Annotated in this window: 22 protein-coding genes; 10 read left to right on the top strand and 12 right to left on the bottom strand. The window is 59.5% G+C overall.

Annotated elements, in window-relative coordinates:
- Nucleotides 1-284: 284 nt before the first annotated feature.
- The 5 genes from MWU53_RS15935 to MWU53_RS07355 all read left to right on the top strand — a co-directional run bounded on the left by MWU53_RS15935 (nucleotide 285) and on the right by MWU53_RS07355 (nucleotide 6,717).
- Nucleotides 285-2,360, top strand: a complete 2,076-nt coding sequence (locus MWU53_RS15935; RefSeq protein ID WP_281501329.1) for a protein kinase — start codon at nucleotides 285-287, stop codon at nucleotides 2,358-2,360.
- Nucleotides 2,361-2,557: 197 nt separating this feature from the next.
- A complete protein-coding gene (locus MWU53_RS07340; protein WP_247091977.1) occupies nucleotides 2,558-3,484 on the top strand; it encodes an FHA domain-containing protein in 927 nt (308 codons plus the stop codon).
- Nucleotides 3,485-3,486: 2 nt separating this feature from the next.
- Nucleotides 3,487-4,272, top strand: coding sequence for a protein phosphatase 2C domain-containing protein (locus tag MWU53_RS07345; protein WP_247091979.1), 786 nt, complete (start codon nucleotides 3,487-3,489; stop codon nucleotides 4,270-4,272).
- Between the two features lie 33 nt (nucleotides 4,273-4,305).
- Nucleotides 4,306-5,568: a transporter substrate-binding domain-containing protein gene (locus MWU53_RS07350; protein WP_247091981.1), complete on the top strand. Its 1,263-nt coding sequence runs from the start codon at nucleotides 4,306-4,308 to the stop codon at nucleotides 5,566-5,568.
- Between the two features lie 39 nt (nucleotides 5,569-5,607).
- A complete protein-coding gene (locus MWU53_RS07355; protein ID WP_247091983.1) occupies nucleotides 5,608-6,717 on the top strand; it encodes a peptidoglycan-binding protein LysM in 1,110 nt (369 codons plus the stop codon).
- Between the two features lie 74 nt (nucleotides 6,718-6,791).
- On the opposite strand, the gene MWU53_RS07360 is transcribed toward MWU53_RS07355, so the two are convergent.
- The 12 genes from MWU53_RS07360 to hmgA form a co-directional block, all read right to left on the bottom strand.
- Nucleotides 6,792-7,196, bottom strand: a complete 405-nt coding sequence (locus tag MWU53_RS07360; protein ID WP_247091985.1) for a CBS domain-containing protein — start codon at nucleotides 7,194-7,196, stop codon at nucleotides 6,792-6,794.
- Nucleotides 7,196-7,549 (bottom strand): P-II family nitrogen regulator, encoded by a 354-nt coding sequence (locus MWU53_RS07365; RefSeq protein WP_247091987.1) that lies wholly within the window; start codon nucleotides 7,547-7,549, stop codon nucleotides 7,196-7,198. The genes MWU53_RS07360 and MWU53_RS07365 overlap by 1 nt, the downstream gene beginning before the upstream one ends.
- Nucleotides 7,539-8,336, bottom strand: coding sequence for a DUF1538 domain-containing protein (locus MWU53_RS07370; RefSeq protein ID WP_247091989.1), 798 nt, complete (start codon nucleotides 8,334-8,336; stop codon nucleotides 7,539-7,541). Before MWU53_RS07370 ends, MWU53_RS07365 begins: the two co-directional genes overlap by 11 nt.
- Nucleotides 8,333-9,073 carry a DUF1538 domain-containing protein gene (locus tag MWU53_RS07375; protein WP_247091991.1) on the bottom strand — a complete coding sequence of 247 codons (741 nt, stop codon included), beginning with the start codon at nucleotides 9,071-9,073 and terminating at the stop codon, nucleotides 8,333-8,335. The genes MWU53_RS07370 and MWU53_RS07375 overlap by 4 nt, the downstream gene beginning before the upstream one ends.
- A gap of 156 nt (nucleotides 9,074-9,229) precedes the next feature.
- The gene (locus tag MWU53_RS07380) at nucleotides 9,230-10,669 is read right to left on the bottom strand and encodes an aldehyde dehydrogenase family protein (RefSeq protein ID WP_247091993.1); all 1,440 of its coding nucleotides are present in this window, start codon (nucleotides 10,667-10,669) and stop codon (nucleotides 9,230-9,232) included.
- Nucleotides 10,670-10,842: 173 nt separating this feature from the next.
- Complete coding sequence (locus MWU53_RS07385) at nucleotides 10,843-11,031, bottom strand: DUF2783 domain-containing protein (RefSeq protein WP_247091995.1); 189 nt, start codon at nucleotides 11,029-11,031, stop codon at nucleotides 10,843-10,845.
- Between the two features lie 5 nt (nucleotides 11,032-11,036).
- Nucleotides 11,037-12,659, bottom strand: coding sequence for an FAD-dependent oxidoreductase (locus tag MWU53_RS07390; RefSeq protein ID WP_247091997.1), 1,623 nt, complete (start codon nucleotides 12,657-12,659; stop codon nucleotides 11,037-11,039).
- Nucleotides 12,660-12,725: 66 nt separating this feature from the next.
- Nucleotides 12,726-13,676 carry an MBL fold metallo-hydrolase gene (locus tag MWU53_RS07395; protein WP_247091999.1) on the bottom strand — a complete coding sequence of 317 codons (951 nt, stop codon included), beginning with the start codon at nucleotides 13,674-13,676 and terminating at the stop codon, nucleotides 12,726-12,728.
- Nucleotides 13,677-13,681: 5 nt separating this feature from the next.
- On the bottom strand, nucleotides 13,682-14,209 hold the full coding sequence (locus tag MWU53_RS07400) for a dihydrofolate reductase family protein (protein ID WP_247092001.1): 528 nt from the start codon (nucleotides 14,207-14,209) through the stop codon (nucleotides 13,682-13,684).
- A 12-nt stretch (nucleotides 14,210-14,221) separates the two neighbouring features.
- Nucleotides 14,222-15,481 carry a fumarylacetoacetase gene (fahA, locus tag MWU53_RS07405; protein WP_247092003.1) on the bottom strand — a complete coding sequence of 420 codons (1,260 nt, stop codon included), beginning with the start codon at nucleotides 15,479-15,481 and terminating at the stop codon, nucleotides 14,222-14,224.
- 7 nt (nucleotides 15,482-15,488) lie between these two features.
- Entirely contained in the window at nucleotides 15,489-16,130 is a 642-nt protein-coding gene (gene maiA / locus MWU53_RS07410; RefSeq protein ID WP_247092005.1) for a maleylacetoacetate isomerase, read from the bottom strand.
- A complete protein-coding gene (gene hmgA, locus MWU53_RS07415) occupies nucleotides 16,127-17,452 on the bottom strand; it encodes a homogentisate 1,2-dioxygenase (protein WP_247092520.1) in 1,326 nt (441 codons plus the stop codon). Before hmgA ends, maiA begins: the two co-directional genes overlap by 4 nt.
- A 217-nt stretch (nucleotides 17,453-17,669) precedes the next feature.
- Between hmgA and MWU53_RS07420 the strand changes: the two genes are divergently transcribed.
- The 5 genes from MWU53_RS07420 to MWU53_RS07440 all read left to right on the top strand — a co-directional run bounded on the left by MWU53_RS07420 (nucleotide 17,670) and on the right by MWU53_RS07440 (nucleotide 23,529).
- Entirely contained in the window at nucleotides 17,670-18,503 is an 834-nt protein-coding gene (locus MWU53_RS07420) for a flagellar motor protein MotB (protein WP_247092007.1), read from the top strand.
- A 115-nt stretch (nucleotides 18,504-18,618) separates the two neighbouring features.
- On the top strand, nucleotides 18,619-19,926 hold the full coding sequence (locus MWU53_RS07425) for a flagellar hook-basal body complex protein (protein WP_247092009.1): 1,308 nt from the start codon (nucleotides 18,619-18,621) through the stop codon (nucleotides 19,924-19,926).
- 24 nt (nucleotides 19,927-19,950) lie between these two features.
- Nucleotides 19,951-21,408, top strand: a complete 1,458-nt coding sequence (gene flgK / locus MWU53_RS07430) for a flagellar hook-associated protein FlgK (protein WP_247092011.1) — start codon at nucleotides 19,951-19,953, stop codon at nucleotides 21,406-21,408.
- Nucleotides 21,409-21,418: 10 nt separating this feature from the next.
- On the top strand, nucleotides 21,419-22,429 hold the full coding sequence (locus MWU53_RS07435) for a flagellin (RefSeq protein ID WP_247092013.1): 1,011 nt from the start codon (nucleotides 21,419-21,421) through the stop codon (nucleotides 22,427-22,429).
- Nucleotides 22,426-23,529 carry a flagellar basal body P-ring protein FlgI gene (locus tag MWU53_RS07440; RefSeq protein ID WP_247092015.1) on the top strand — a complete coding sequence of 368 codons (1,104 nt, stop codon included), beginning with the start codon at nucleotides 22,426-22,428 and terminating at the stop codon, nucleotides 23,527-23,529. Before MWU53_RS07435 ends, MWU53_RS07440 begins: the two co-directional genes overlap by 4 nt.
- Nucleotides 23,530-23,538 lie beyond the last annotated feature (9 nt).

The following is a 23,538-nucleotide window of genomic DNA, read 5'->3' on the forward strand; positions in this document are numbered from 1 at the left end:
TGATCCTTCGCCGCGCAATTAACCCAAAGAAAGTCTCGGCCCTGGACGGATTCCACGACTGTCACGAAGCAGATGCCTCGTCGATCTTCTTTGATTCAGCAACAAAGAGGTTACATCGCCTATTTTGTCGCCCCGAGTCATAGCGAAGCCATGTGGCCGCCACAGTTTGGTCTCAATTCCTAAGTCTAACTTCGATGGCATCGCTGGTTGAATTTACCTTGATAAATTGACCCGACGGTTGGGGAATCCCACTGCCAGAAAAAAAGAGACGCAGGTAAGATCAAATGAGCCATAATCAGGCATCGGGGCAGACAGTCGAAAACACTCAGATTGCGGCGTTGCAGCCGGGTGAAAAACTGCTGCGCGACCAGTATGAGATCATTCGCTTTCTGAACAATGGCGGTTTTGGCATCACCTATCTGGCGCGCGACAGCCTGAACCGCAATGTCGTCATCAAAGAATGCTATCCAGGTGCTTTGTGCCGCCGCGTCGGCAACAATGTCGAGGCCTCGGACCCGGCTTTTGAAGAAGATCTAAGATCAATTATTGGGCTGTTCATTCAAGAAGCCCGCAACCACGCGCGTCTGGTTCATCCGAACATCGTGAATGTGCATCAGGTCTTCGAAGACAACCAGACTGCTTATATCGCCATGGATCTGATCAATGGCGGTGATCTACTTGATTATGTTCAGGATAAACGCAACACGGTGACACCGGACTTCATCGTGAAAGTCACCGAGAAGATGCTGTCGGCGATCTCGTTCATCCATGACAACGGGATGCTGCATCGCGATATTTCGCCCGACAACATCCTGATCGACGAAGACGGCGAGCCGGTTCTGATCGACTTCGGCGCGGCGCGGGAACGCGCGGCAAATCGCTCGGCGGCGCTGCTGACGCTGCGGGTGATCAAGGACGGATATTCTCCGCACGAATTCTATGCGCGCGGCGCCGATCAGGACGCGACAAGCGATCTGTATGTCTTGGCGGCCACGCTCTATCACGCCATCAGCGGCGAACGCCCGATCGATGGCAAGTCGCGCCTCGAGGCATTCAACGCCGGCGAAACAGATCCCTATACACCGCTGTCTGGCCGCTTCGACGGCTATCCTGACGGCTTTCTGGAAGCCTTGGACAAGGCGATGGAAGTGCACATCGTTAACCGTCCGCAATCAGCACTGGAATGGCTGCGGATGTTCCGAGGCCCGGCCGTTGTGTTCGAGGAATTTGGCTATCGACCCAGCTCGGTGATCGTGGCGCTGGAACGCCCGGAAGACCGCAAAGCGGACTCGGAAAACGCCGAAGCAATCGTTACCGCGCTTCTGTCTAGCAACGATGATGTCGCAACAACCGCGCAGTCAGAAGGGCTGACGCAGGCACAACCCAAAAGCGATCCGTCGGTCACAGTTGTCAAAAACAGCTCAGGCGGAGGCGGCAAGGCCATTGCCGGTGTGATCGCTCTGGTCGTGCTTGGTGCTGGCGGATACTTTGCCTTTAGTGGATCCGACGGAACCGATGGCTCTGACCCGGTCGAGGTAGCAGCTGTTACCCCGGCACCGGTCGCACCTGCACCGACGCCCGAACCAGAAGCCAAGCCCGTTGTTGATACGGCACCCGCTGCCGCAGTTGAAGCATCACCCGCAGCGGCGGAAGACAGCGCGACCGATGCCATTGGCGCCGAAACCGCTGAGGCTTCTGTTCCCGCGGCACCTAAGACGGTCCCGGCACCTGCCCCCGTCGCAGCCGAGGATCTGTTAGAGCAGCAGATCGCCTTTGGCCACTGGGACGTCGAGATTCCTTTCGCCACCAGCACCCGCCGCCTGTCCACGGGCAGCGCTGTTGCGATCACCGGCGTTGATCCGAAGCAGGACTTGTCAATCATCGGGAACTGGGTCAGCCGCGGCGCCGTGATTTACACGATCAATGGTGAACCTGTCACTGACGGCGCCAGCTTTGTGACCCAAATTCTGAACGATGTTAAGGTCGATCCAGACGGGTATATCCGCGTCGGCGCGCGCTATCGCGCCAACAGCAGCACACGTCCGTTGAACGGCCTGCTTGCATTGCCCGCGATCCGTTTCTTTGGGCTTGAGAATGGCGTAACCTTGACGGCACATAACGCAGACAATGGCAACTGGGCGGTTAGCGTCACCCGCTTGCCCGCAGACTATGCCGACGGTCTGCGCGTCGGCGACATCCTGTTGTCTGAAAACACGACGGGTCAGCAAATCAACGCCATCGAAAGCTTTGATCGCATTCTTGAAACCCTCGTCGCTGACGGCGTGTCCCAAGCACGCCTGACCGTCTTGCGCGAAGGCGGTGAGGTTCAGGTCACCATGCAACTTGCAGGGAGATCCTGACACCAACCAATGACCTGACTGCCAGATAGTGTTTCCTGCGAGCCCATGCGGCTCGGGCGGGTGTTGGATCCGCCGCAGAAATTAGCAAGTAACCGAGTATCCACATCAAACTCTGTCTGGGCATCCTGCCCGACTGGAATGAGACGTCATGAACCAAGGCCTTTGCCTTGGCGAAGAGAGTGAAAGGTGAAGTTGCCATGTTCAAATACAAAAGCCCGCTGAGCCGGCTGCTTGAAGGTAGCGCTAAACACGCGAACAAGGACGATTCCCACGAGGATGATCGCGACGAAGCCACGGAAGAGCCCATTGCCGATCTGAACGCCCTTCGTCAGGTTTTGGCCGGTGGCAATCTGGCCGCCGAAGCAGAGTCCGAGGCCGAAGACCCCGCAGAAGAGCTGATTGCGGAAGATATTCAGATCGACGAGATCCGCGCCCAAGACATCGCACCGCTCGTGGTCGAAGATGTTCCTCAGGATATCCCTATGGTCGAGGACAGCACCCCGGCCGAGGACGATGCCGCAGATGCAATTGTGAACACGATTCTGGCTGAAGATCTGCCCGGTCGGACCCCAAGCATCGAACTGACGGAAACGCCGGAAGTCGCAGAGATCCCGCAGGTCGAAATTGCGCCCGAACCGGTACAAGCTGAAGCCCCTACCCCCTCTACCGATCGAAGCGAACGTGTCAAAACCACGTTCCTAGGCTTCGAACGTCCCGACGCGCATGTGCAGGACAGCATGGACGCTGCCCCTGTGCCGAAGCAAGCGGTTGAGCAGAACACCTTCCCAGTAGGGTGGCTGGTCGTCACTCAGGGGCCGGGTCGCGGCACCAGCTTCACGCTGATCGCAGGATTGGCTCAGATTGGCCGCAACGATGATCAAGCGGTTCAGCTGGACTTTGGCGACAACGGCATTTCGCGTGCCGGACACGCTGTTGTGGCTTACAACACTGAAGATCGGACCTGTTACTTGGGACATGGCGGCAAGGCCAATCTGGTCCGTCTGAATGGCGGCCCGGTTCTGAGCACGGTTCCCCTGACAAATGGCGATATGATCCGCATCAGCGACACCACCCTGCGGTTTGTGTCGTTCTGCGACGACGGCTTCGACTGGCAGGACAGCTAAGCATGTTGGCCAACCCGGCATATGATATCGCCCTCGTGGCGGATCAGGGCAAACGTGACGCTCAGGAAGATTCCATTGCTGCGCGTTTCTTTGATGCCTTGGATTCCGGCTATGTCGTCATTGCAGACGGCATGGGTGGGCATGATGCCGGGGATGTTGCCTCGGGGCTTGTAAAGACCACGTGGCAGACCGAACTTGATGACCTGTTGGAAAATGGCGTGTGTGGTGATGATCAGGTGACAGAAAACCTGACCCAGATCGCACTGCGCACCAACGATGCCGTGGCAGCCTATCTGGAAGAAAACGACTCGGAACTGCGGATGGGTTCGACCCTGCTGGGCGTGCTGTTGCGCGGCAAGCATATGAACTGGGTTTCGGTCGGGGACTCGCCGCTGTATCTGTGCCGCAACGGCTTCATGATGCAGATCAACGAGGACCACTCGATGGCCCCGATGATCGACGCGCAAGTCTCGGACGGCACCCTGTCCGAGGAAGAAGCCCGCACCCATCCTGACCGCAATCAGCTGACTTCGGTGATCATGGGCGCCCCCGTGCCCAAGCTGGACTGCCCCGAAGCGCCGGTTGAACTGGCCAAAGGAGACGTGATTTTGGCAGCAAGCGATGGGCTTCAATATCTGGACAACGACCAGATCCAGTCCCTTGCCAACACCTACAAAGATCACCCCGCCCGTGACTTGGCGGTAGCCCTTGTTCAGGCACTTCGCGCCAAATCCCACCCTGATCAGGACAACGTCACGATCGCCGTGATCAAGCCCCTGAACATCTGAAACGACGCTTCTAACTAAGGACCCAAAGGAAATATGAGAAACCTTTTCTTCGCATCCGGTCTGGCCCTGACTGCAATCTCCGGTTCTGCCTTCGCCCAAGAGGCGTGCTCGAATTATGTGGTCGAACGCGGCGACAGCCTGCGCCAGATTTCGCTGCGTGTGTACGGCAGCACGGATTTTCGGGCGATTTACAACGCGAACAAGGATGCGATCGGGAAAGACCCCAACATCATCCGCTTGGGCATGACTTTGAAGATCCCCTGCCCGACCGCGCTTGCCGCATCAAAAGCAGCGACTGTCACAGAGGCCGAGAAAATGGCCCGTGACATGTCGGCCGAGCTGATTGCCGAGGCCGAAGCCCGCGCCGCCGCAGCCATCGCCGAGGCCGAAGCCCGCGTTGCGAATGCCGAAGCAGAAGCGTTGAAAGCCAGCGAAGAAGCCGTCGCCGCAGCCAAAGCAGAAGCTGCTTCTGCCATCGAAGCCGCCCGCGCCGAAGGTGCCGCGCTGATCCGCAAGGCGGCTCGCCCCGGGACGTCGCCCGTAGACGAGCGACAGATCCTGCTAATCACCGGTGGCAACTATGCCCCCTTCACCGACGAAGCCCTGCCCAATCGCGGCCTCTATACCAAACTGGTCGAGACCGCTTTCCTGCGCGCCGCACCCGAGCAAGCCTACAAGATCCAGTTCGTAAACGACTGGAGCTCGCATCTGGACCTTCTGATGCCAACCCTTGCGTTTGATGGCACGTTCCCTTGGTCGCGCCCCAATTGCGAAGAGGCTGAAGCCCTGTCGGAAAGCGACCGCAACCGCTGCGAGACCTATGATTTCTCGAATCCGTTCTACGAGGTGGTCGACACCTACTTCGCGCTGAACGGGTCGGGCTATGAAGAGGCGATGAGCCATGCTGATTTTGCCGGGACGACGATTTGCCGCCCCGAAGGCTGGTCGTTGACCCATATGGACGCCGTTGGCCTGTATGAACCGGCCATCACGTTGCTCCGCCCCACCGAGCCGGATGCCTGTTTCGACGCTGTCGCCAATGGCACCGCCGATATCGTCGCGATCGAAGCTCACCTCGCCGTCGAAGCCATCAGCCGCCTTGGCTATCAGGACGAGATTCTCGAAAATCCCAACTTGGCGGCAATCAAGGGTCTGAACGTAATGACCCATGTGAACAACCCGGACGGGGAAGCGATCCTAGAGATCCTGAACCGCGGTCTGGAAATCATGCAACAATCTGGCGAATGGCGGGACATCGTGTCCACAGCTCTGCGCCACCAAATGGAAAATAGTTAAGGCCACATCAGGCCGATAAGAATACCTGGAGGATAGGAAATGTTTAAACAAACTGCGAAAAAGCTCGCAATCGCGACAACTGCCGCTGTGGCCTTGTCGGCTGGCATGGCAAGCGCTCAGCAGGCCTGTACCAACTATACCGTTGCCGACGGTGACACGCTGGCGACGATCGCAATCACGGCCTATGGCACCTCAAACTATCAGCAAATCTTCAACGCGAACCGTAACATCGTGAGCAACCCCAACGACCTCGAACAGGGTCTGGTGCTGGCTCTGCCCTGTGAGGATGGCAGCCTGCCCGACGGTCGTTCCGCGCAAGAAGTGATCGCCGCCGAGGAAAACCGCTTCGAGACCACCCGTCGTTCGAACGTCTATGAGCCCCCCATTCGACTGGTGACCGGAGGAAACTGGGCACCATTCAGCGATGAGGGCCTGAATGGTGGTGGCTTCGTCACTCGCTTGGCAACGACTGCTTTGCACCGCGGTGGCAACTCGCGCGATTACTCGGTCAGCTTCGTCAGTGACTGGGGCGCGCACCTTGAAACCCTGTTGCCGTTGGGTGCCTTTGACATCTCGATGGCATGGTACATCCCGGATTGCAGCAACCGCACGTATGAATGGTCCGAGAACACACACCGCCGCTGCACGCAGCTGGATGGAACCGTAAGTGTGTACGATACCGTTGTCGGTTTCTACACCTTGCCGGAAAGCGAGTACGCACGTGCTGGCAGTTTCGAAGAATTTGAAGGTGCCACAATCTGCCGTATGGACAGCTGGTTCACCCACGACCTTGAAGAAAAAGGTATGGTTTCTCCGAGAGTCGAGATGATCCGCCCGATTACAGCGCGCGAGTGTATTGATGCAGTTCTGAACGGAACGGCAGATATTGCTTCGTTCGAAGTTCAGCTGGCCGCCGACGCAATGTCAGATATGGGTCTGACTCAAGGCGAATTGGTTGAAAACCCGTTTGTGAACACCTTTGCAAGCCTGCGTTTCGTAACGCATAAAACCAACCCCTACGGCCGCCAGTACATTGCGATGCTGAACCGCGGTCTGAACGAAATGCGTGAATCGGGTGAATGGTACGCGATCATCTCGGACACTCTGCGCGAACATAACGAGCGCATGATGGCTGCTGCCGGCAACTGATCATCGCAGCGGATCTGAAACAGAAACGGCCGGCAATTCGCCGGCCGTTTTCTTTTGCGTGCAGTCAAGTCGCGTTAGCTGTCTTGCGCCTCGGCATAGCTCAGCACCATGTCCCGCAGCGTGACCAGCCCACAGGCCGAACCATCATCGATGACCAAAGCGCGGCGGTGGTCCAGTCGCGACAGAAGTCGCACGGCGTATTTAACCGCCATGTGGTCAGCGACAGTCAGGGCGGGCTTGTCCATCACCTCGTAGACATTGGTGCGGTCCAGGGACTTGTTCACCGCAATCGCCCGCTCGGCAATCATCTCGATCGAGACGATGCCGTATTCATCATCCTCATGCCGCCGCTCGATCACCAGTGCGGTGACGCCCTTGGCGTCCATCTCGTTCACGGCTTCGCGCACGGTTGCCAGACCACTGATCATATAGATCGTGCCCTGCATCACATCGCGGACCTTCTTCTTGTTATCGTCCATCACAAGTCCTCCTTGCTGATTTCCTCTTGGATCGAGGCGATCTGGCCAGACAGGCCGATTGCGTCCTCGATATCCAGTTGGAAGGCAACCCCGGTACCGGGATCTTCGTCAAAACGGCACGCGGCGCCGATGCTTTCAAGGATCAGGCGGCTGTGGTGTTCTTCGACCAGAAACAGAATTACGTCCCGCTGCCCCGCGACGGTCAACCCAAAGAAGCTCTTGGTCGGGTTGAGCCCTTCTCCGCGCGCCGAGGTGATGACGGTACACCCGGTTGCGCCCTTTTCGCGGGCCGCTTCGATGGCGGTGTCCGTCAGTTCATCCTGTGTCATCACAATGATCAGTTTAAACTTCATGGTTCTCTCCTTGGCTGTCTTTGTCGGCCTTGCGGCGCGATAGCCAGTTGCTGATTTGGGCATAGCCCATCACGGTAATCATGGGAAATAGGCTGGCCAAGGCAATCAGGCCGAACCCGTCCAGAAGGGGGCTGCGCCCCGGTACGGTGCTGGCAAGGCCCAGTCCAAGGGCCGCCACCAAGGGCACCGTCACGGTCGAGGTCGTCACCCCGCCGCTGTCATAGGCCAGCGGAATGATCATGCGCGGGGCCATAAGCGTCTGGATCACGACGATCACATAGCCCACGATCATGTATTGATAGAGCGGCGTGCCCGTCACGATGCGGAACGTCCCCACCGCAAGGCTGATCGCCACCCCAAAGGCCACGGCGATGCGCAGCCCATTGGCCTTGACCGCCCCACCGGATGCCTCCTGCGCTTTCAAGGCGACGGCGATCAGGGACGGCTCGGCGATGGTGGTCGTAAAGCCGATGGCAAAGGCAAAGATATAGACCCAGTAGTAATCCAGCCATTGAACGACCCCGCCGGGCTCGATCCCAAGGAAGGCCGGATCGGTCAGCTGCGCGGCCATTTCGCGGCCCAGAGGGAACAGGGCAAGCTCGAGCCCCGACAGGAACAGCGCAAGCCCCAGCAGCACATAGAACATGCCCAAGGCTACTTTCTTGGGGTGGGGAATGGGTTTGCGCAGGATCACAAGCTGGAACAAGAGCAGCACCGCCGCAATGGGCAGCACGTCACGCACAACGCTAAGGAAGGTCCACAGAAGGTCAGTCAGGATCGTGATCATGTCGCCACCACCAATCCGAACACCAGCACGAAAATGATTGGCATGAGCGAAGCAAAGGCGATCAACCCGAACCCGTCGATCATCGGGTTCCGTCCCTTGATGACCGAGGCCAGACCAACGCCCAGCGCCGTCACAAGCGGTACGGTGATGGTCGAGGTCGTGACACCCCCGCTGTCATAGGCGATGCCGATGATCTCGCGCGGGGCGATGGGGGTCAGGGCAACCACCATGATGTAGCCGCCAATGATCAGCCATTGAATCGGCCAGCCCATCAGGATGCGGAAGACGCCCAAGACCAAGGACGCACCGACGGACGCGGCCACGGTATAACGCAGCGCGGTGGCCATGAAGTTCATCTCGGCCTCGCTTTGGCCGATCACACCAGCCTCGGACATTACGGTCGCGGCCTCGGCCCCGACGGCGATCAGGGCGGGCTCGGCAACGGTGGTGCCAAAGCCAAGGCTGAAGGCAAACAGGACAAGCAAGGGAAGCGAGCCACGCAGGGCCAGTGCGTTCGCCAGCGCCTCGCCCAGTGGAAACAGCGCCATATCCAGACCACGGATAAACACCGTCAGACCCAGCAGGACAAACAGGAAGCCCAGCGCGAATTGCCCAATATTATCAATCGGTTGCTTCAAAACCACAAGCTGGAAAAAGCCCACGATCAGAAGGATCGGGGCAAGGTCGCGGGCGGTCCCGCCCAAATAGCCGAACAGCTTTCCAAGCGTATCGGTCATATGCCCCTTCCTGTGTCGCGCCATAGGTTATGCATTCATACCAAAGATGTAACAGCCATGTGGCAGCGGCGCGAGCCATGATTGAAATCAAACTACAATGGCAAAAAAACACCCCCGGACAAACCGGGGGTGCATGTGTTCAGTCTGTGGCTTGGATCAGTCGTTCGACCAGCCCGACACGGCTTTGACTTCCAGAAAGTCCTCGATCCCCAGAATGCCGCCTTCGCGTCCATTGCCGGACTGCTTGTAGCCGCCAAAGGGCGAGCCTGCAGCGCGCGAAGTGCCGTTCATCTCGACCATGCCCGAACGCATCTGGCGCGCAACACGGTTGGCGCGGGCGCCGTCCTGCGTCTGGATATAGTTGGTCAGGCCATAGACGGTGTCATTGGCGATCTCGATGGCTTCTTCTTCCGTGTCGAATTTCATGATCGACAGAACCGGGCCAAAGATTTCCTCGCGACCGATGGTCATATCGTTGGTCACGTCGGCAAAGACGGTGGGCTTCACGTAATAGCCTTTATTCAGGCCGTCAGGGCGCCCGGTACCACCCGCCACAAGGCGTGCGCCTTCGTCGATGCCCTTCTGGATCAGATCCTGGATCTTGTTCCACTGAAGCTCGTTCACAACGGGACCAACATGGCGGCCTTCTTCCGACGCAGGCCCAACCTGCACTTTGCCAGCCACTTCGGCAGCTTCTTCCACCACGCGATCATAGATCGAGCTTTGGACCAGCATACGCGAGGGCGCGTTACAGCTTTGGCCGGTGTTCTGCATCATGTGCAGGACGCCACGCTTCACGGCTTTCTCGTCCGCATCTTCAAACAGGATGTTGGCACCCTTGCCGCCCAGCTCCAGCGCCACACGCTTGATCGTATCGGCGGCGGCTTTCGAAATGGCGATGCCTGCACGGGTCGAGCCGGTGAAGCTGACCATGTCCACGTCGGGATGCGAGGTCAGCTGGCTGCCAACGCCCATGCCGTCGCCATTCACCATGTTGTAGACGCCAGCGGGGGTGCCGGCCTCGTCCATGATCTCGGACCAGACAATCGAGGACAGCGGCGCGACTTCAGAGGGTTTCAGCACCATGGTGCAGCCCGCCGCGGCCGCGGCCACAACCTTCAGCGTCACTTGGTTCATCGGCCAGTTCCACGGGGTGATCAGCGCGGTCACACCGATGGGTTCATAGAGCAGGCGGTCGTTCGGGGCACGCTCGCTCAGCATCTTGTCGAACTCGAAATCCTTGAAGGCACGGATGAAGTTCTTGATATGCCAGCTGCCAGAACCCACCTGCGAGCTGCGCGACAGATCAATCGGCGCGCCCATTTCAAGGCTCATGGCTTGGGCCAGATCTTCGGCGCGGCGGTTGTAGATCTCGAGAATGCTCTCGATCAGTTCCAGACGTTCGGCCTTGGATGAAAAGCCCCAAGTCTTGAAGGCTTCCTTGGCGGCGGCTACAGCGGCATCCGTGTCGGCCTGATCACCAAGCGAAATGACCGCGCAGACCTCTTCGGTCGAAGGGTCAATCACATTGCAATCGTTGGCGGCGGCGGGGGCGACCCATTTGCCGTTGATGTAAAAGTCGCGTTTCTCGATCATATTCCTGACTCCTTGGACGGGTTTGCGGCACTGTGGCACCACCGGGCTGGTTTCGCAACCCACGGAAATATAATTTGATCAAATTATCAATGGAAATCAAGATGGATCAAAAAGAAAGGGCCCGCGCAGGTCTGCACGGGCCCCTTTTCATGTCCAAAACGAAGCTTACAGCCTTATTTCTCGGCGGCTTTCAGCGCTTGGCTTAGCGCTTCACGGTCACCGACATGGTTGGCCAGAACCAGCACAAGGCGCGCGTTCAGCGCGTCGCTGTCTTCTTTGGTCAGACCTTCATGCGCGGCCAGAAGCTCGGCATAGAAATCGTCCACACCGTCGATGTTCGGGGTCAGGATCAAATCAGTCATGGGGCTTACTCCTTACCGATGGCGCGACGGATCGCGGCGCGGATCTGGTTGTCATCAAAGCTAGGGCGACGGGCTGCAACGTGCTGATCCGGGCGGATCAGATAGACGGCGCTGTCATTGTCACCCAGATAGCGTTCACGCAAGGCGCCGGTCTTGTCGTCAGTGGTCGACAGGGCCAGACGGGTGACCTGAATGCCGCTTTCCTCGATCATGTCGGGGGCGTCAGCGTCGATGGTCAGCAGGATGAACTTATCCCCCAGCTTCGACAGCAGGAAGTCGTCCCCCAGCGGCGCATCGGGGCAGACCGAACCGGGACGCGAGCGGGCGGGGCCGTCCAGCGCATCAGCCGAGTTCAGCGGCGAGCCATCATAGGTGCAGGGCACCGACAGACGGCCCGAGTTCACCATCGGGCGCGCAAACTCGTGCTTTTCCGACAGGTCCAGCACGGCGTCGCGCAGAAGGCGGCTCATTTCCGATTTCGGGGTGATGAAATCGGTCGACCGGGTCGAGTTCAGGATGTTCTCGTCCGCACCGTGGATACGCTCGTAGTTATAGGTAGCCAGCAGGCTGTCGGGTGCTTCACCGCGCATGACCATGCCCAGTTTCCAACCCAGATTGTCCACGTCCTGCATACCCGAGTTCGCACCACGTGCGCCGAAGGGCGACACTTGGTGGGCGGCGTCGCCTGCAAAGAACACGCGACCATGACGGAAGCTGTCCATGCGTTTGCACTGGAACGTGTAGATCGAGGACCAGACCATATCGTACTGCACGTTTTCACCAAGGAAGGCGTCCAGACGACGGCGGATGTTTTCCTCTTTCATCTCTTCCTTGCGGTCGACGTCCCAGCCAATCTGGAAGTCCACGCGCCAGACATCGTCGGGCTGTTTGTGCAGAAGGGTCGAGGCACCGCCACCGTGGGTCGGTTCAAACCAGAACCAACGCTCGGTCGGGAAATCGTCGTTCTTCATCTTGATGTCAGCAATCAGGAAGCTGTCTTGGAAAACCTTCCCGGTGAAGTCCAGATCCAGCATCGTGCGCAAGGGTGACGCGGCACCGTCACAGCCGATCAGCCATTCGGCTTCCAGCGTATAGGGGCCATCCGGCGTCATGATCTCGAGCGTGACATAGTCGTCATGCACTTCGACGTTATCGATGCGGTTTTTGCCGCGGATCTCGATCGGCGCGCCGTCCTTCTGCAGCTCTTCAAAGCGGTCCAGCTGGAAGCTTTCATAGTAAGGCTGCTGCATGTTGATGAAGGCGGGGTATTCGTGGCCTTCTTCGGGCAGAAGGTTGAATTCAAAGACCTGATCGTCCTTGTTGAACACCTTGCCGATGTTCCAAACAACGCCCTTGTCGACCATCGGCTTGCCGCAGCCATAGCGGCCAGCAACCTCAAGGCACCGCTTGGCGAAACAGATCGCGCGCGAGCCCATGCCGACGCCTTCGTGGTCGTCCAGCACCAGCGTTGGAATACCTTGGCGACCAAGGTCCAGCGCGGTCGCGATGCCGATGGGTCCTCCACCCATCACCACGACCGGATGGCGCACGGGCGACGCCGCATCCTGATCGGCAGATTTCTTATAAGGATAGCGCTTATAGGCAAGCGTGTATCTATCGTCGAACATCGGGTTCTCCTCCGGCTGCGCGCGTTTCGTGTGGGGTCCGGCCCTCATGGCCGAACCCCGAAGGTCTTAGCCCTGCAGGGCGGCCCACATGTCCAGATCGCGCTGTGCGGTCCAGATGCGGGGGGTGTCGATGCCGCGAGCCTCGTCATAGGCGCGGGCGACGTTGAAGGGCAGGCAGTGCTCGTAGATGGCATAGTCTGCGAATTTCGGATCACACGCGGCGCGGACCGCGTCCCATGCTTCTTTCAGCGAACCACCACGGGCAGCCACTTTGGCGGCTGGGGCGTAGGTGCTGTAAACGAAGTCACGGGTGCTTTCGATGGCGCGCTCGACGGCTTCTTTGCCGATCAGGGCGCCGCCACGACCGGGCGCGATGGCGTCCACGTCGAAGGACGCGATGTTGTCCAGCGTGTCGCCCCAATCCGAGAAGTGACCGTCGCCACAATAGCAGGCCGAGTGATCTTCCACGATGTCGCCGGTGAACATGACGTTCTGGTCCGGCACGTGAATCACGATATCACCCGCAGTGTGGGCACGGCCCAGATGCATCAGGTCAACGCGGCGGTTGCCCAGATAGACGGTCATGTCGTCCGAGAAGGTGGTGGTCGGATAGGTCAGGCCGGGGATCGACTCGTGGCCTTCGAACAGGCGCGGGAAGCGCTGGAATTCGCTGTCCCAGTCTTCCTGACCGCGTTCCACAACCATCGCACGGGCTTGGTCGCCCATGATGATCTGATCCGCACCATAGGCCGACGCGCCCAGCACGCGCACGGCGTGATAGTGGGTCAGAACCACGTGGCTGATCGGCTTGTCCGTCACCGAGCGTACGCACTCGATCACTTTATTGGCCAGACGCGGGGTTGCCTGCGCTTCGACGATCATCACGCTGTCATCGCCAATGATCACGCCCGAGTTCGGGTCGCCTTCGGCGGTGAAGGCATAGAGCCCCTCGCCGATCTGGTCGAAGGTAATTTTCTTTTCGGTCATGTCGCCTTGCGACGCGAATGCCTTTGCCATGGTTGTCAGTCCTTGATGAGATAGTCGATTTGAATCACGCCGCCGCCATGGGTCTGGCTGGAGGCGAATGAGAGGTTGTGTTGTGGTCCGTCGGTGAACAGTTTGCGCCCGCCACCAAGAATGGTCGGCATCACGAAGACGCGCAGAGTATCGAACAGGCCCGCGTCAAGTGCTGCGCGCTGGGCTGCTCCGCCCCCCATGACCCAGACCTTCTTGTGCCCAGCCTTTTCGATGGCTTTGCGAAGGGTCTCGATGTCTCCGGCAGCGGTGACGTGATCTGCGGAATAATCGGCCTGATGGGTCAGGACATAGCTGGCGCGATCCTCGTAGGGCCACCCCCAGCCAAGCACCTGCTGGTGCGTTTCGCGCCCGGTGATCAGCGCGTCCACCTCTGAAATGAACGCGCCATATCCTCCGTCGCTTCCGTCGGCACCCATCGCCTCGTTGAACGGATCAAGCCATGCCACGCCACCGTCTGGGGTAGCGATGTAGCCATCAAGGCTCATGGCGATATATCCAACGTATTGCGTCATGCGCGGGGTACCTTACTTGGGCCAGCTAACGGCAGGCAGGATCTGCCCGACACAGTCGCCAAAGCCGATCTGGAAGCCGTCACCCTTGGCGGCACCGCGCAGGGTCAGGGTGTCGCCGTCCTCGATGAACGTGCGGGTTTCGCCGGTGTCGAGCGTGAAAGGCTCGCGGCCCGCCCAGCTCATTTCCATCAGCGAGCCATATTCTGTCTTTGTCGGACCCGAGATCGTGCCCGATCCCAGCAGGTCGCCCACATTCATAGCACATCCGCCAATCGCATGGTGGCACAGCTGTTCAGCGGCCGAGTAATACATGCGGGTGTAGTTGGTTTCGCCAACCACCGAAGCTTTATCCGCGCCTTCGGGCTGCATCAGCACCTGAAGCTCGATGTCATAGAGGCCGTCCTTGGAGCCATCCAGATAGGGCAGCAGTTCTTTCTCGCGTTCCGGCGTTGGGGCGCGGAACTCTTCCAAAGCGGCGGCGGTCACGATCCACGGGGAGATCGAGGTGCCGAAGGCTTTTCCCTGGAACGGGCCAAGCGGTTGGTATTCCCAACCTTGGATGTCGCGGGCAGACCAGTCGTTCAGCAGCACGTAGCCAAAGATCATGTCGTCGGCTTCGTCCACGGTGATCGGCTGACCGAATTCGGAGGGCTTGCCGACGATTGCACCCATTTCCAGTTCGATATCCAGACGCATCGAGGGTCCAAAACTTGGCATCTCGGCGTCGGGCGCTTTGCGCTGACCGTTCGGGCGGTGGATCGGGGTGCCCGAGATCACAACGGACGACGCGCGACCGTTATAACCGATCGGAATGTGCAGCCAGTTGGCCGGCAGATCGGGCGAGCCACGCAGGATCGCGCCCATGTTGGCGGCGTGCTGACGACCGGCGTAGAAGTCGGTGTATTCCGACACAAGGAACGGCATGTGCAGCTCGGCATCGGCTTGGGCCACAAGCAGAGGCGCAACCGCGTCACGCTCGGTCGAGCCTTCGCCAAGCAGTTGCCCAAGGCGGGCGCGCAGGGCGGACCATGCGTCCGATCCCAGCTCCATCAGCTCGTTCCAGAAGGGCACGTCGAAGACGGGTTCATCACCGATCTCGATCAGGCCAGCTTCTTCGGCGGCCTGCATATCAAGGATCATGTCCCCGATGGCCACACCACAGCGCGGCTCGCTATCCGCGGTCGAGAACACGCCATAGGGCAGGTTGTTCAGGGGAAAGGGGGTCTCGGCAGAGTTCGCGCTGTCCACCCATGACTTTTTCAGTTGGCTCATGTGATCCTCACTCGGCATCCGGCTGTGCCTCGGGTCGCGCATCGGCGAAGGCGGGCAGGGCCAGACAGGTTTCTTCGATTTCGGTCAGACGCGGATAGGCGGTCAGATCCACCCCCCAGCGCCGTGCGTTATAGTACTGTGCGACAAGGCAAATGTCTGCCAGCGTCGGCGTGTCGCCAAAGGCAAACTTGGTGCCCTTGTCGACCATCTGTTCAAGGGCGGCAAAGCCCGTGTCCATCCAGTGGACCATCCATTGGCGCTTCGCCTCGGCATCCGCACCGAACGTGTCGCCCAGATGCTTGGCCACCCGCAGGTTGTTCACCGGATGAATATCCATCGCGACGACATGCGCGGCGGCCATCACCTTAGCACGTTTGACTGGATCTGCGGGCAGCAAGGCAGGCTCGGGCTGCACGGCCTCAAGATAGTCGATGATCGCCAGCGACTGGGTCAGGACAGTGCCGTCCTGAAGCTCCAACGAGGGCACCAGATGGGTCGGGTTCTTGGCCACATAATCTGCCGCGTGCTGCTGTCCGCCATCTTTCACAAGATGGACGGACACGTGATCCGCGCTAAGCCCTTTCAGGTTCAGCGCAATCCGCACGCGATAGGCCGCAGTGGACCGCCAGTATCCATACAGTTTCATCATTTCTTGCCGGGCGTCCCGTCGAACTTCTTCTCAAGGCTGTCCCAGCAGTCGATGTAATCGTCCTGCAGCGGGGCTTCGTTTGCGGCGAAGGCTGTCAGGTGCTGCGGGAAGCGGGTCTCGAACATGAAGGACATGGTGTTGTCCAGCTTCTCGGGTCCAAGGTTCGAATTCGAGGCACCCTCGAACGCATCACGATCCGGCCCGTGCGGCAGCATCATGTTGTGCAAGCTGACACCACCGGGGACAAAGCCCTGCGGTTTGGCGTCGTACTGGCCATAGATGTTGCCCATCAGCTCGGACATGATGTTCTTGTGATACCACGGCGGGCGGAAGGTGTTCTCGGCCACCATCCAACGCTCGCGGAACAGAACGAAGTCGATATTCGCGGTGCCGGGCTGGCCCGAGGGCGCCGTCAGCACGGTGAAGATCGAGGGGTCCGGGTGGTCAAACAGGATTGCGCCAACCGGGCAGTACGTTGTCAGGTCGTATTTATAGGGCGCGTAGTTGCCGTGCCACGCGACGACGTCCAAGGGCGACTGGCCGATCTCGGTCTTGTGGAACTGACCGCACCATTTGATGGTGATGGTCGACGGCACTTCGCGGTCTTCAAACGCAGCAACAGGGGCTTTGAAGTCACGCGGGTTGGCCATGCAGTTGGCACCGATCGGACCGCGGCCCGGAAGCTCGAATTTCTGGCCGTAGTTTTCGCAAACGAAGCCGCGCGCGGGGCCTTCCAGCAGTTCAACGCGATAGACAAGGCCACGGGGGATGATGCCGATTTCCTGCGGGGCAAGGTCGATGACACCCAGTTCCGTATAGAAGCGCAGCTTGCCTTCCTGCGGCACGACCAGCAGCTCGCTGTCAGCCGAGAAGAAATAATCATCCACCATCGACTCGGTGACCAAGTAGACGTGGGTTGCCATGCCGACTTGGGTGTTCACGTCGCCCGCCGTGGTCATGGTCCGCATGCCGGTGATCCAGTTCAGACCTTCGGCGGTGGGCACTGGATCCCAGCGATACTGGCCCAGCGAAATCACGTCCGGATCCACGCAGGGCGCGGATTTCCAGTACGGCACATCAATCTTGGTGTAGCGCGCCGAGTGCTTCACCGACGGACGGATGCGGTAACACCACGTACGCTCGGGCGGGTTGGCAGTGAAGGCGGTGCCGGACAGTTGCTCGCCATACAGGCCATATTCACATTTCTGCGGGCTGTTCATGCCTTGCGGCAGCGCACCGGGCAGAGCCTCGGTTTCGAAATCATTCGCCCAACCGGGCATGTAATACGTTTCGGTGCCAACGGCTGACACCGCGCGCTGCATCTCGCGCGAGGGGGTGTGCGTGTTCATGTATCGATCCGTTTCAATGCCCAGAAGGGCCATCCTGTTGCGCCGCAATGATATCGTTGCATGTGAAACGAAGTCAAGAAAAAGCGATACTTCACATGAGAAGTAATGAAATCGCAACAATTTGAATAGTTAAGCCGATGGAAACTTGCGGCTGCTATCCCTGATCTCGGGTGAAAAATGAGGTGGTGGGATGCGTTCGAATGAGCAAGCTCCGGTAATAATCAAGAAAGTGAAAAAGGTCAGTGGTGATGGCCATCACGGCGGCGCGTGGAAAGTGGCCTATGCGGATTTCGTGACCGCCATGATGGCGTTCTTCCTGCTTATGTGGCTGTTGAACGCAACCACAGAAAAGCAGCGCAAGGGCATTGCGGATTACTTCAGCCCGACCATTCCGATTACCCGCGTCTCGGGTGGTGGCAGTGGCTCGTTCGGGGGGGATAGTGTGCTCAGCGATGAAAGCCTGTCGCAGACCGGCACAGGCGGCGTTCCACGCGATCCCGCAACTTCCAAGGATGGCAATCAGGCCGACAACTCGGGCGACAGTGGCGAAAAGGAAACCGCCAAGCTGAAAGAGGTCGAAGAGATGCTGCTCAGCCGCTCTGGCGAAAGCATGACCAGCGACCAGCTTCGGCGCCATGTCGTGACCCGCGTCACCGACGAAGGCCTGTTGGTCGAGATTTTCGCGCTGGACCACGCCCCGCTGTTTCACGCTGGCACCACGACGCCTGCACCGATCCTGGAAGAGATCCTGATCACCATCGCCGAAGTCTTCGACTTGGCCAAGAACGGTGTCGCGATCGAGGGCCACGTGGCCACGCAACCGGTCGTCGTGGCCGAAAACACCGCGTGGCAGCTATCCTCAGGTCGGGCCGATGCAGTGCGAAGGCTGTACGAATCGCTGGGCGAATCCCCGGACAAAGTGCAGCGCGTCACCGGTCACGCAGATCATGAACCGGTCACGCCGAACCCGATGGCCGCGCGCAACAACCGGATCGAGCTGATCCTGCTGCGCTCGAAAAGGTAATGTATTCTTATAGATACAAGGAATTGCTGTGGATCTCGCCCCTATTAGGCGGCTGTTAAGGGCGCTCGGTCCAATCTGTCCCAGATACGAGGTAGATGCAGCAGAAAGGCGCACCATGACGATTTCCTCCTCACTAAGTGCCGGCGTGTCCGGGCTGAATGCGCATGCGACGAAATTGGCGACGATTTCTGACAACATCGCGAACTCTTCGACGTTTGGGTACAAACGGGCCACGGCTGACTTTCAAAGTCTTGTCATCGGCGGGCATGCCGGGTCAGGCACCTATTCCGCCGGCGGTGTGCGTACCACGACTCAGCGCCTGATCGATGAACACGGGCCCTTGATCTCGACGTCGAACCCGATGGACATTGCGGTCGGCGGGCGCGGCATGCTGCCCGTCACCCAAGAAGTCTATGCCGATGCGAACCCAGGCGAACGGCCGATGATGATGACCACAACTGGATCATTCCGCACGGATTCCGAAGGCGTTCTAAAAACAGAAACCGGACTTGTGCTTTTGGGATGGCCAGCAGATGCAGACGGCAACGTTGGCACTTATCCGCGCGATACCGGTGTTGGGTTGGAACCTGTCGTCATCAACGCCAACCAGACAGCCGGCGACCCAACCACGGACATGAAGCTTGGCGTCAACCTGCCAGCTGTCGAGACCGAAGCAGGTTCTGCTGGCACTCCGTTGCCTCTGTCCGTCGAGTATTTCGGCAACCTTGGCACATCGGAAACGCTGGATTTCAGTTTTACCCCAACCGTGCCGGGCACTGGATCGTCGAACACTTGGACGATGCAAATCACCGACAGCGCCTCGGGCGGGGCGGTGGTTGGCGAATACACTCTGGTATTCGATGACAGCCGTGCCGACGGCGGCACGCTGGCATCCGTCACAGTGGTTTCGGGCGGTGCCTACAATGCCATCGACGGGACACTGGATCTGACGGTCGCGGGTGGTCCGCTGTCGCTGACCATCGGCGGGATCGGAGATCCCAACGGCCTGACCCAGTTGTCGGACAGTTTTGCCCCAGTGGCCATCACCAAAAACGGCTCTCCAGTGGGCAACCTGACTGCGGTGCAAATTGACGAACACGGCTTCCTGAAAGCGACCTATGACACCGGGTTCATCCGCACGATCTATCAGGTTCCACTGGTGGACGTATCGAACCCAAACGGCCTGACCTCGATGTCAAACCAAGCCTATCAGGTGTCACCAGAAAGCGGATCGTTCTTCATGTGGGATGCAGGTGACGGCCCGACAGGCGAAGTTGTGGGCTTTGCCCGCGAAGGATCGACTACCGATGTCGCGGGCGAGCTGACCAACCTGATTCAGACCCAGCGCGCCTATAGTTCGAACGCGAAGGTGATCCAGACCGTCGACGAGATGTTGCAGGAAACCACCAACATCAAACGCTGACCCGGTATAGCGAAGTAACCTCCAATGACCCTCAACAGCGCCCTCTACAATGCACTGACCGGCCTCGGCGCAAATGCACGCGCGGCTCATGTCGTGTCCTCAAACGTCGCCAACGCGACGACAGAAGGGTATGGTGTCCGATCCCTTAGCCTGTCGTCACGTACGTTGGGCGGGGCGCCGTCGGGGGTCGTAATCGAAGGGGTCAACCGCCATGTGGACGAACGGCTTCTAGGCGACCGCCGCCTGTCGGACGCGGCGGTGGGATACGGAAGCACCCGGTCGAATTTTCTGGACGGGCTTGAAAAGGCGATCGGCACCCCGGATCAATTGGGGTCGCTCTCGGGTCGTATGGCCAAATTTGAAGCTGCCCTGATCGAAGCCGCCGCCCGTCCCGATAGCGAAGCGGCCTTGAATGCCAGCCTGAACGCAGCGCGCAACATTGTGTCCCATCTGAAAACCACGTCCGATCACATTCAGGACGCACGGCTGACGGCAGATCAGTCCATTGCGCAAGAGGTCGCCCAACTGAATCAGGGCCTGAAGGATGTGCAGGATCTGAACACCAAGATTCAGGCGGCGATCGTACGCGGTGCGGATCCCTCGGGGCTGATGGACCAGCGACAGCAGGCCATCGACGCGCTGTCCTCGATCATCCCGATCAAACAGGTTCCGCGCGATGGGGGGCAGGTCGCCCTGATCTCGAGCGGCGGAGCCATTCTGCTGGATGGGCGCGCCGCAGAGCTTGGGTTCTCACCCGTCAACACAATCGTCCCCGAAATGACGCTGGGCAGTGGTGCCCTGTCTGGGCTGACCATCAATGGCCAGCCGATTGACACTACCGCCGACCGCAACGCGATCACTGGCGGATCACTGGCGGCCCATTTTCAGGTCCGTGACGATCTGGCGGTAACCGCACAGGAACAGCTGGATGCCTTTGCCCGAGATCTTGTGGAACGTTTTCAGGACCCGGCCTTGGATGCGACGCGCGCACCGGGGGCGCCGGGTCTGTTTACTGATGCTGGCGCGGTGTTTGATCCCGCAGATGAAATCGCTCTCAGCAGTCGCCTCACCTTGAACGCCGCCGTTGACCCGGCACAAGGCGGCGCGGCTTGGCGGCTTCGCGACGGGCTTGGGGCCGCGGTGCCAGGCAATGTCGGCAATGCCACGCATCTTGGTCAGCTGGTCGATGCATTAGACGCCCCGAAAGTTGCCGCCTCGGGTGGGTTCTCGGGCACAGCGCGATCCTCGGCGGGCTTGGCAACGGACCTGCTGAATAGCGTCGCGGCGAGCCTGTCCCATAGCGAAGCACAACTGGGTTTTGACGCGGCCCAGAATGACAGCCTGCGCGAGATGGAACTGGCGCAAGGTGTCGATACGAATGCTGAAATGCAGAAGTTGATGGTCATCGAACAGGCCTTCGCCGCCAACGCTCAGGTGGTCACTGCCGCCGACGAAATGCTGCAACTTCTGTTAAGCATGTAAGGAGCGCAGGATGAGCATTTCCACTTTCGGCGACATGGCCAGCACCTTCCTGACCCGGAGACATAGCACGCAGTTGCGTCAGGATCTGACGCGGCTCAGCACGGAACTGTCCACAGGACGCAAAACTGATTTGGGAGCACACACGACTGGCGGCTACGGTGCGCTCGCGGGGCTGGAGCACAGCCTCAAACTTATGTCGGCGCACGTGCAAGCCACGAACGAGGCGCGGCTGATGGCAGAGACCACGCAGGTCGCGTTAACCACGATTCACACACAGGCGCAGGATCTCTCAAGCGGGTTGATCGCGGCGCGCAGCGCAAACAACGTGACCATGCTGCAAACCACAGCACTGGATGCAGAGCAGAAGTTTGCCTCGATCATTTCGAAGCTGAACACAGGCGCCGGGGGGCGGTCGCTATTTGCTGGTTCGGCCACCGACGGCCCCGCCCTTGCTAACGCTGACACGATCATCACCGAACTGATGACCGCCATCTCGGGCGAGGTTACCGCCACCGGTGTTTCAGCCGCCATCGACGACTGGTTCAATACGCCCGGCGGCGGGTTTGATACGCTTGGCTATCTGGGGTCAGACGAGAGCTATGGCCCCATTCGGTTGGGCAATGGTGAAATCGCAACACTGCCCGTTCGCGCCAATGACCCCGAGATACGCAACCTTCTGGCTGCCGTCGCCAAGACAGTAGTGCTGGCCGAGGGCGCGCTTTCCGGTGATCTGGATCAACAGAAATCCCTGGCCGAAACGTCGTCAAACGCCCTTCTTAGCGCTGTCGATGACACCACGATGTTGCAAGCACGGGTCGGTGCCGTCGAGGCACGGATCGAAAACGCGGTGGCACATAACACAGCCGAACAGCACGCGTTGGAGCTTTCCTACAACGAACTGACGGCCGCGGATCCGTTCGACACCGCCGCAAGGCTGGAAGAACTCTATGGCCAGCTCGAGGCGCTTTACACCACCACCGCACATCTCTCGAAACTTAACTTCACGGATTACATGCGATGAAACATCTGCTTGCCTGCCTAGTTGCGCTTTTCGCTTTGGCGACCGTCGCCCATGCGAATTCGATCCGCATCAAGGATCTGGTGGAATTCGACGGCGTACGCGGCAACGAGCTGGTCGGCTACGGGCTGGTTGTCGGATTGAACGGCACGGGGGATGGCATCCGCAACGCGCCTTTCACCGAAGACATCATGTCGAATATTCTGGAACGGCTGGGCGTCAACATCACCGGCGAACAGTTCCGGCCTAAAAACGTGGCGGCGGTGTTCGTCACGGCCTCGCTGCCCCCGTTCGCGCGCGCAGGATCGCAGATCGATGTGACGGTCTCGGCGATTGGAGACGCGAAAAGCCTGCTGGGTGGCACGTTGATCATGACACCCCTGAATGCCGCAGATGGCGAGATCTATGCCGTCGGGCAAGGCACTGTGATCGCGGGTGGGGCAAGTGCCGAAGGCGATGGTGGCTCGGTGACCAAAGGCGTTCCCACCAGCGGCGTGATCCCCAGTGGCGCACGTGTTGAGCAAGAGATCGACTTTGACTTCACCAAGCTGAAATCCATCCGGCTGGCCCTGCGCACCCCGGACTTCACTACCGCAGAACGGATCGAACGGGCAATCAATGGCAAATACGGTCGCGTTGTGTCGCGCATGTTGGACAGCGGCACCGTGGTGGTCGACATCACCGCAACGCGGGCGATTTCACCAGCGCACGCACTGGGGACCATCGAAAACATCGGGGTTGAGCCCGAGCGCCGCGCCAAGGTTGTGGTCGACCAACGGTCAGGCACCATCGTGATGGGCGAGGATGTGCGGATCAGCCGAGTGGCAGTGTCTCAGGGCAACTTGACCTTGCGCATTCAAGAGCAACCCATCGTGGTTCAGCCCAACCCGTTCTCGGACGGCGAGGCCATCGTGGTGCCACGCACCAAAGCCACGATCGAGGAAGAACCCGGCATTGGATTGGCCGAGGTCAGCGGCGGTGCGTCCTTGTCTGAACTTGTGGCCGGGTTGAACGCCTTGGGCGTGGCGCCGCGCGACATGATCGACATTCTGAAAAGCATCAAAGCCGCCGGTGCGCTTCATGCAGAATTCATCGTGCGGTGAGGTAAACGC

Origin of the sequence: Aliiroseovarius sp. S1123 (genome assembly GCF_023015885.1) — a bacterium.
Classification (GTDB): domain Bacteria; phylum Pseudomonadota; class Alphaproteobacteria; order Rhodobacterales; family Rhodobacteraceae; genus Aliiroseovarius.

Excerpts from the sequence above, each read along its gene's own strand:
- MWU53_RS07395 (WP_247091999.1), bottom strand. The coding sequence starts at position 13,676 with ATGGCAAAGGCATTCGCGTCGCAAGGCGACATGACCGAAAAGAAAATT.
- MWU53_RS07355 (WP_247091983.1), top strand. The coding sequence starts at position 5,608 with ATGTTTAAACAAACTGCGAAAAAGCTCGCAATCGCGACAACTGCCGCT.
- MWU53_RS15935 (WP_281501329.1), top strand. The coding sequence starts at position 285 with ATGAGCCATAATCAGGCATCGGGGCAGACAGTCGAAAACACTCAGATT.
- MWU53_RS07385 (WP_247091995.1), bottom strand. The coding sequence starts at position 11,031 with ATGACTGATTTGATCCTGACCCCGAACATCGACGGTGTGGACGATTTC.
- MWU53_RS07345 (WP_247091979.1), top strand. The coding sequence starts at position 3,487 with ATGTTGGCCAACCCGGCATATGATATCGCCCTCGTGGCGGATCAGGGC.
- MWU53_RS07370 (WP_247091989.1), bottom strand. The coding sequence starts at position 8,336 with ATGATCACGATCCTGACTGACCTTCTGTGGACCTTCCTTAGCGTTGTG.
- MWU53_RS07390 (WP_247091997.1), bottom strand. The coding sequence starts at position 12,659 with ATGTTCGACGATAGATACACGCTTGCCTATAAGCGCTATCCTTATAAG.
- MWU53_RS07350 (WP_247091981.1), top strand. The coding sequence starts at position 4,306 with ATGAGAAACCTTTTCTTCGCATCCGGTCTGGCCCTGACTGCAATCTCC.
- MWU53_RS07365 (WP_247091987.1), bottom strand. The coding sequence starts at position 7,549 with ATGAAGTTTAAACTGATCATTGTGATGACACAGGATGAACTGACGGAC.
- MWU53_RS07340 (WP_247091977.1), top strand. The coding sequence starts at position 2,558 with ATGTTCAAATACAAAAGCCCGCTGAGCCGGCTGCTTGAAGGTAGCGCT.
- hmgA (WP_247092520.1), bottom strand. The coding sequence starts at position 17,452 with ATGCAGCGCGCGGTGTCAGCCGTTGGCACCGAAACGTATTACATGCCC.
- MWU53_RS07435 (WP_247092013.1), top strand. The coding sequence starts at position 21,419 with ATGAGCATTTCCACTTTCGGCGACATGGCCAGCACCTTCCTGACCCGG.
- MWU53_RS07420 (WP_247092007.1), top strand. The coding sequence starts at position 17,670 with ATGCGTTCGAATGAGCAAGCTCCGGTAATAATCAAGAAAGTGAAAAAG.
- MWU53_RS07440 (WP_247092015.1), top strand. The coding sequence starts at position 22,426 with ATGAAACATCTGCTTGCCTGCCTAGTTGCGCTTTTCGCTTTGGCGACC.
- flgK (WP_247092011.1), top strand. The coding sequence starts at position 19,951 with ATGACCCTCAACAGCGCCCTCTACAATGCACTGACCGGCCTCGGCGCA.
- MWU53_RS07400 (WP_247092001.1), bottom strand. The coding sequence starts at position 14,209 with ATGACGCAATACGTTGGATATATCGCCATGAGCCTTGATGGCTACATC.
- fahA (WP_247092003.1), bottom strand. The coding sequence starts at position 15,481 with ATGAGCCAACTGAAAAAGTCATGGGTGGACAGCGCGAACTCTGCCGAG.
- MWU53_RS07375 (WP_247091991.1), bottom strand. The coding sequence starts at position 9,073 with ATGACCGATACGCTTGGAAAGCTGTTCGGCTATTTGGGCGGGACCGCC.
- MWU53_RS07425 (WP_247092009.1), top strand. The coding sequence starts at position 18,619 with ATGACGATTTCCTCCTCACTAAGTGCCGGCGTGTCCGGGCTGAATGCG.
- MWU53_RS07380 (WP_247091993.1), bottom strand. The coding sequence starts at position 10,669 with ATGATCGAGAAACGCGACTTTTACATCAACGGCAAATGGGTCGCCCCC.
- maiA (WP_247092005.1), bottom strand. The coding sequence starts at position 16,130 with ATGATGAAACTGTATGGATACTGGCGGTCCACTGCGGCCTATCGCGTG.
- MWU53_RS07360 (WP_247091985.1), bottom strand. The coding sequence starts at position 7,196 with ATGGACGATAACAAGAAGAAGGTCCGCGATGTGATGCAGGGCACGATC.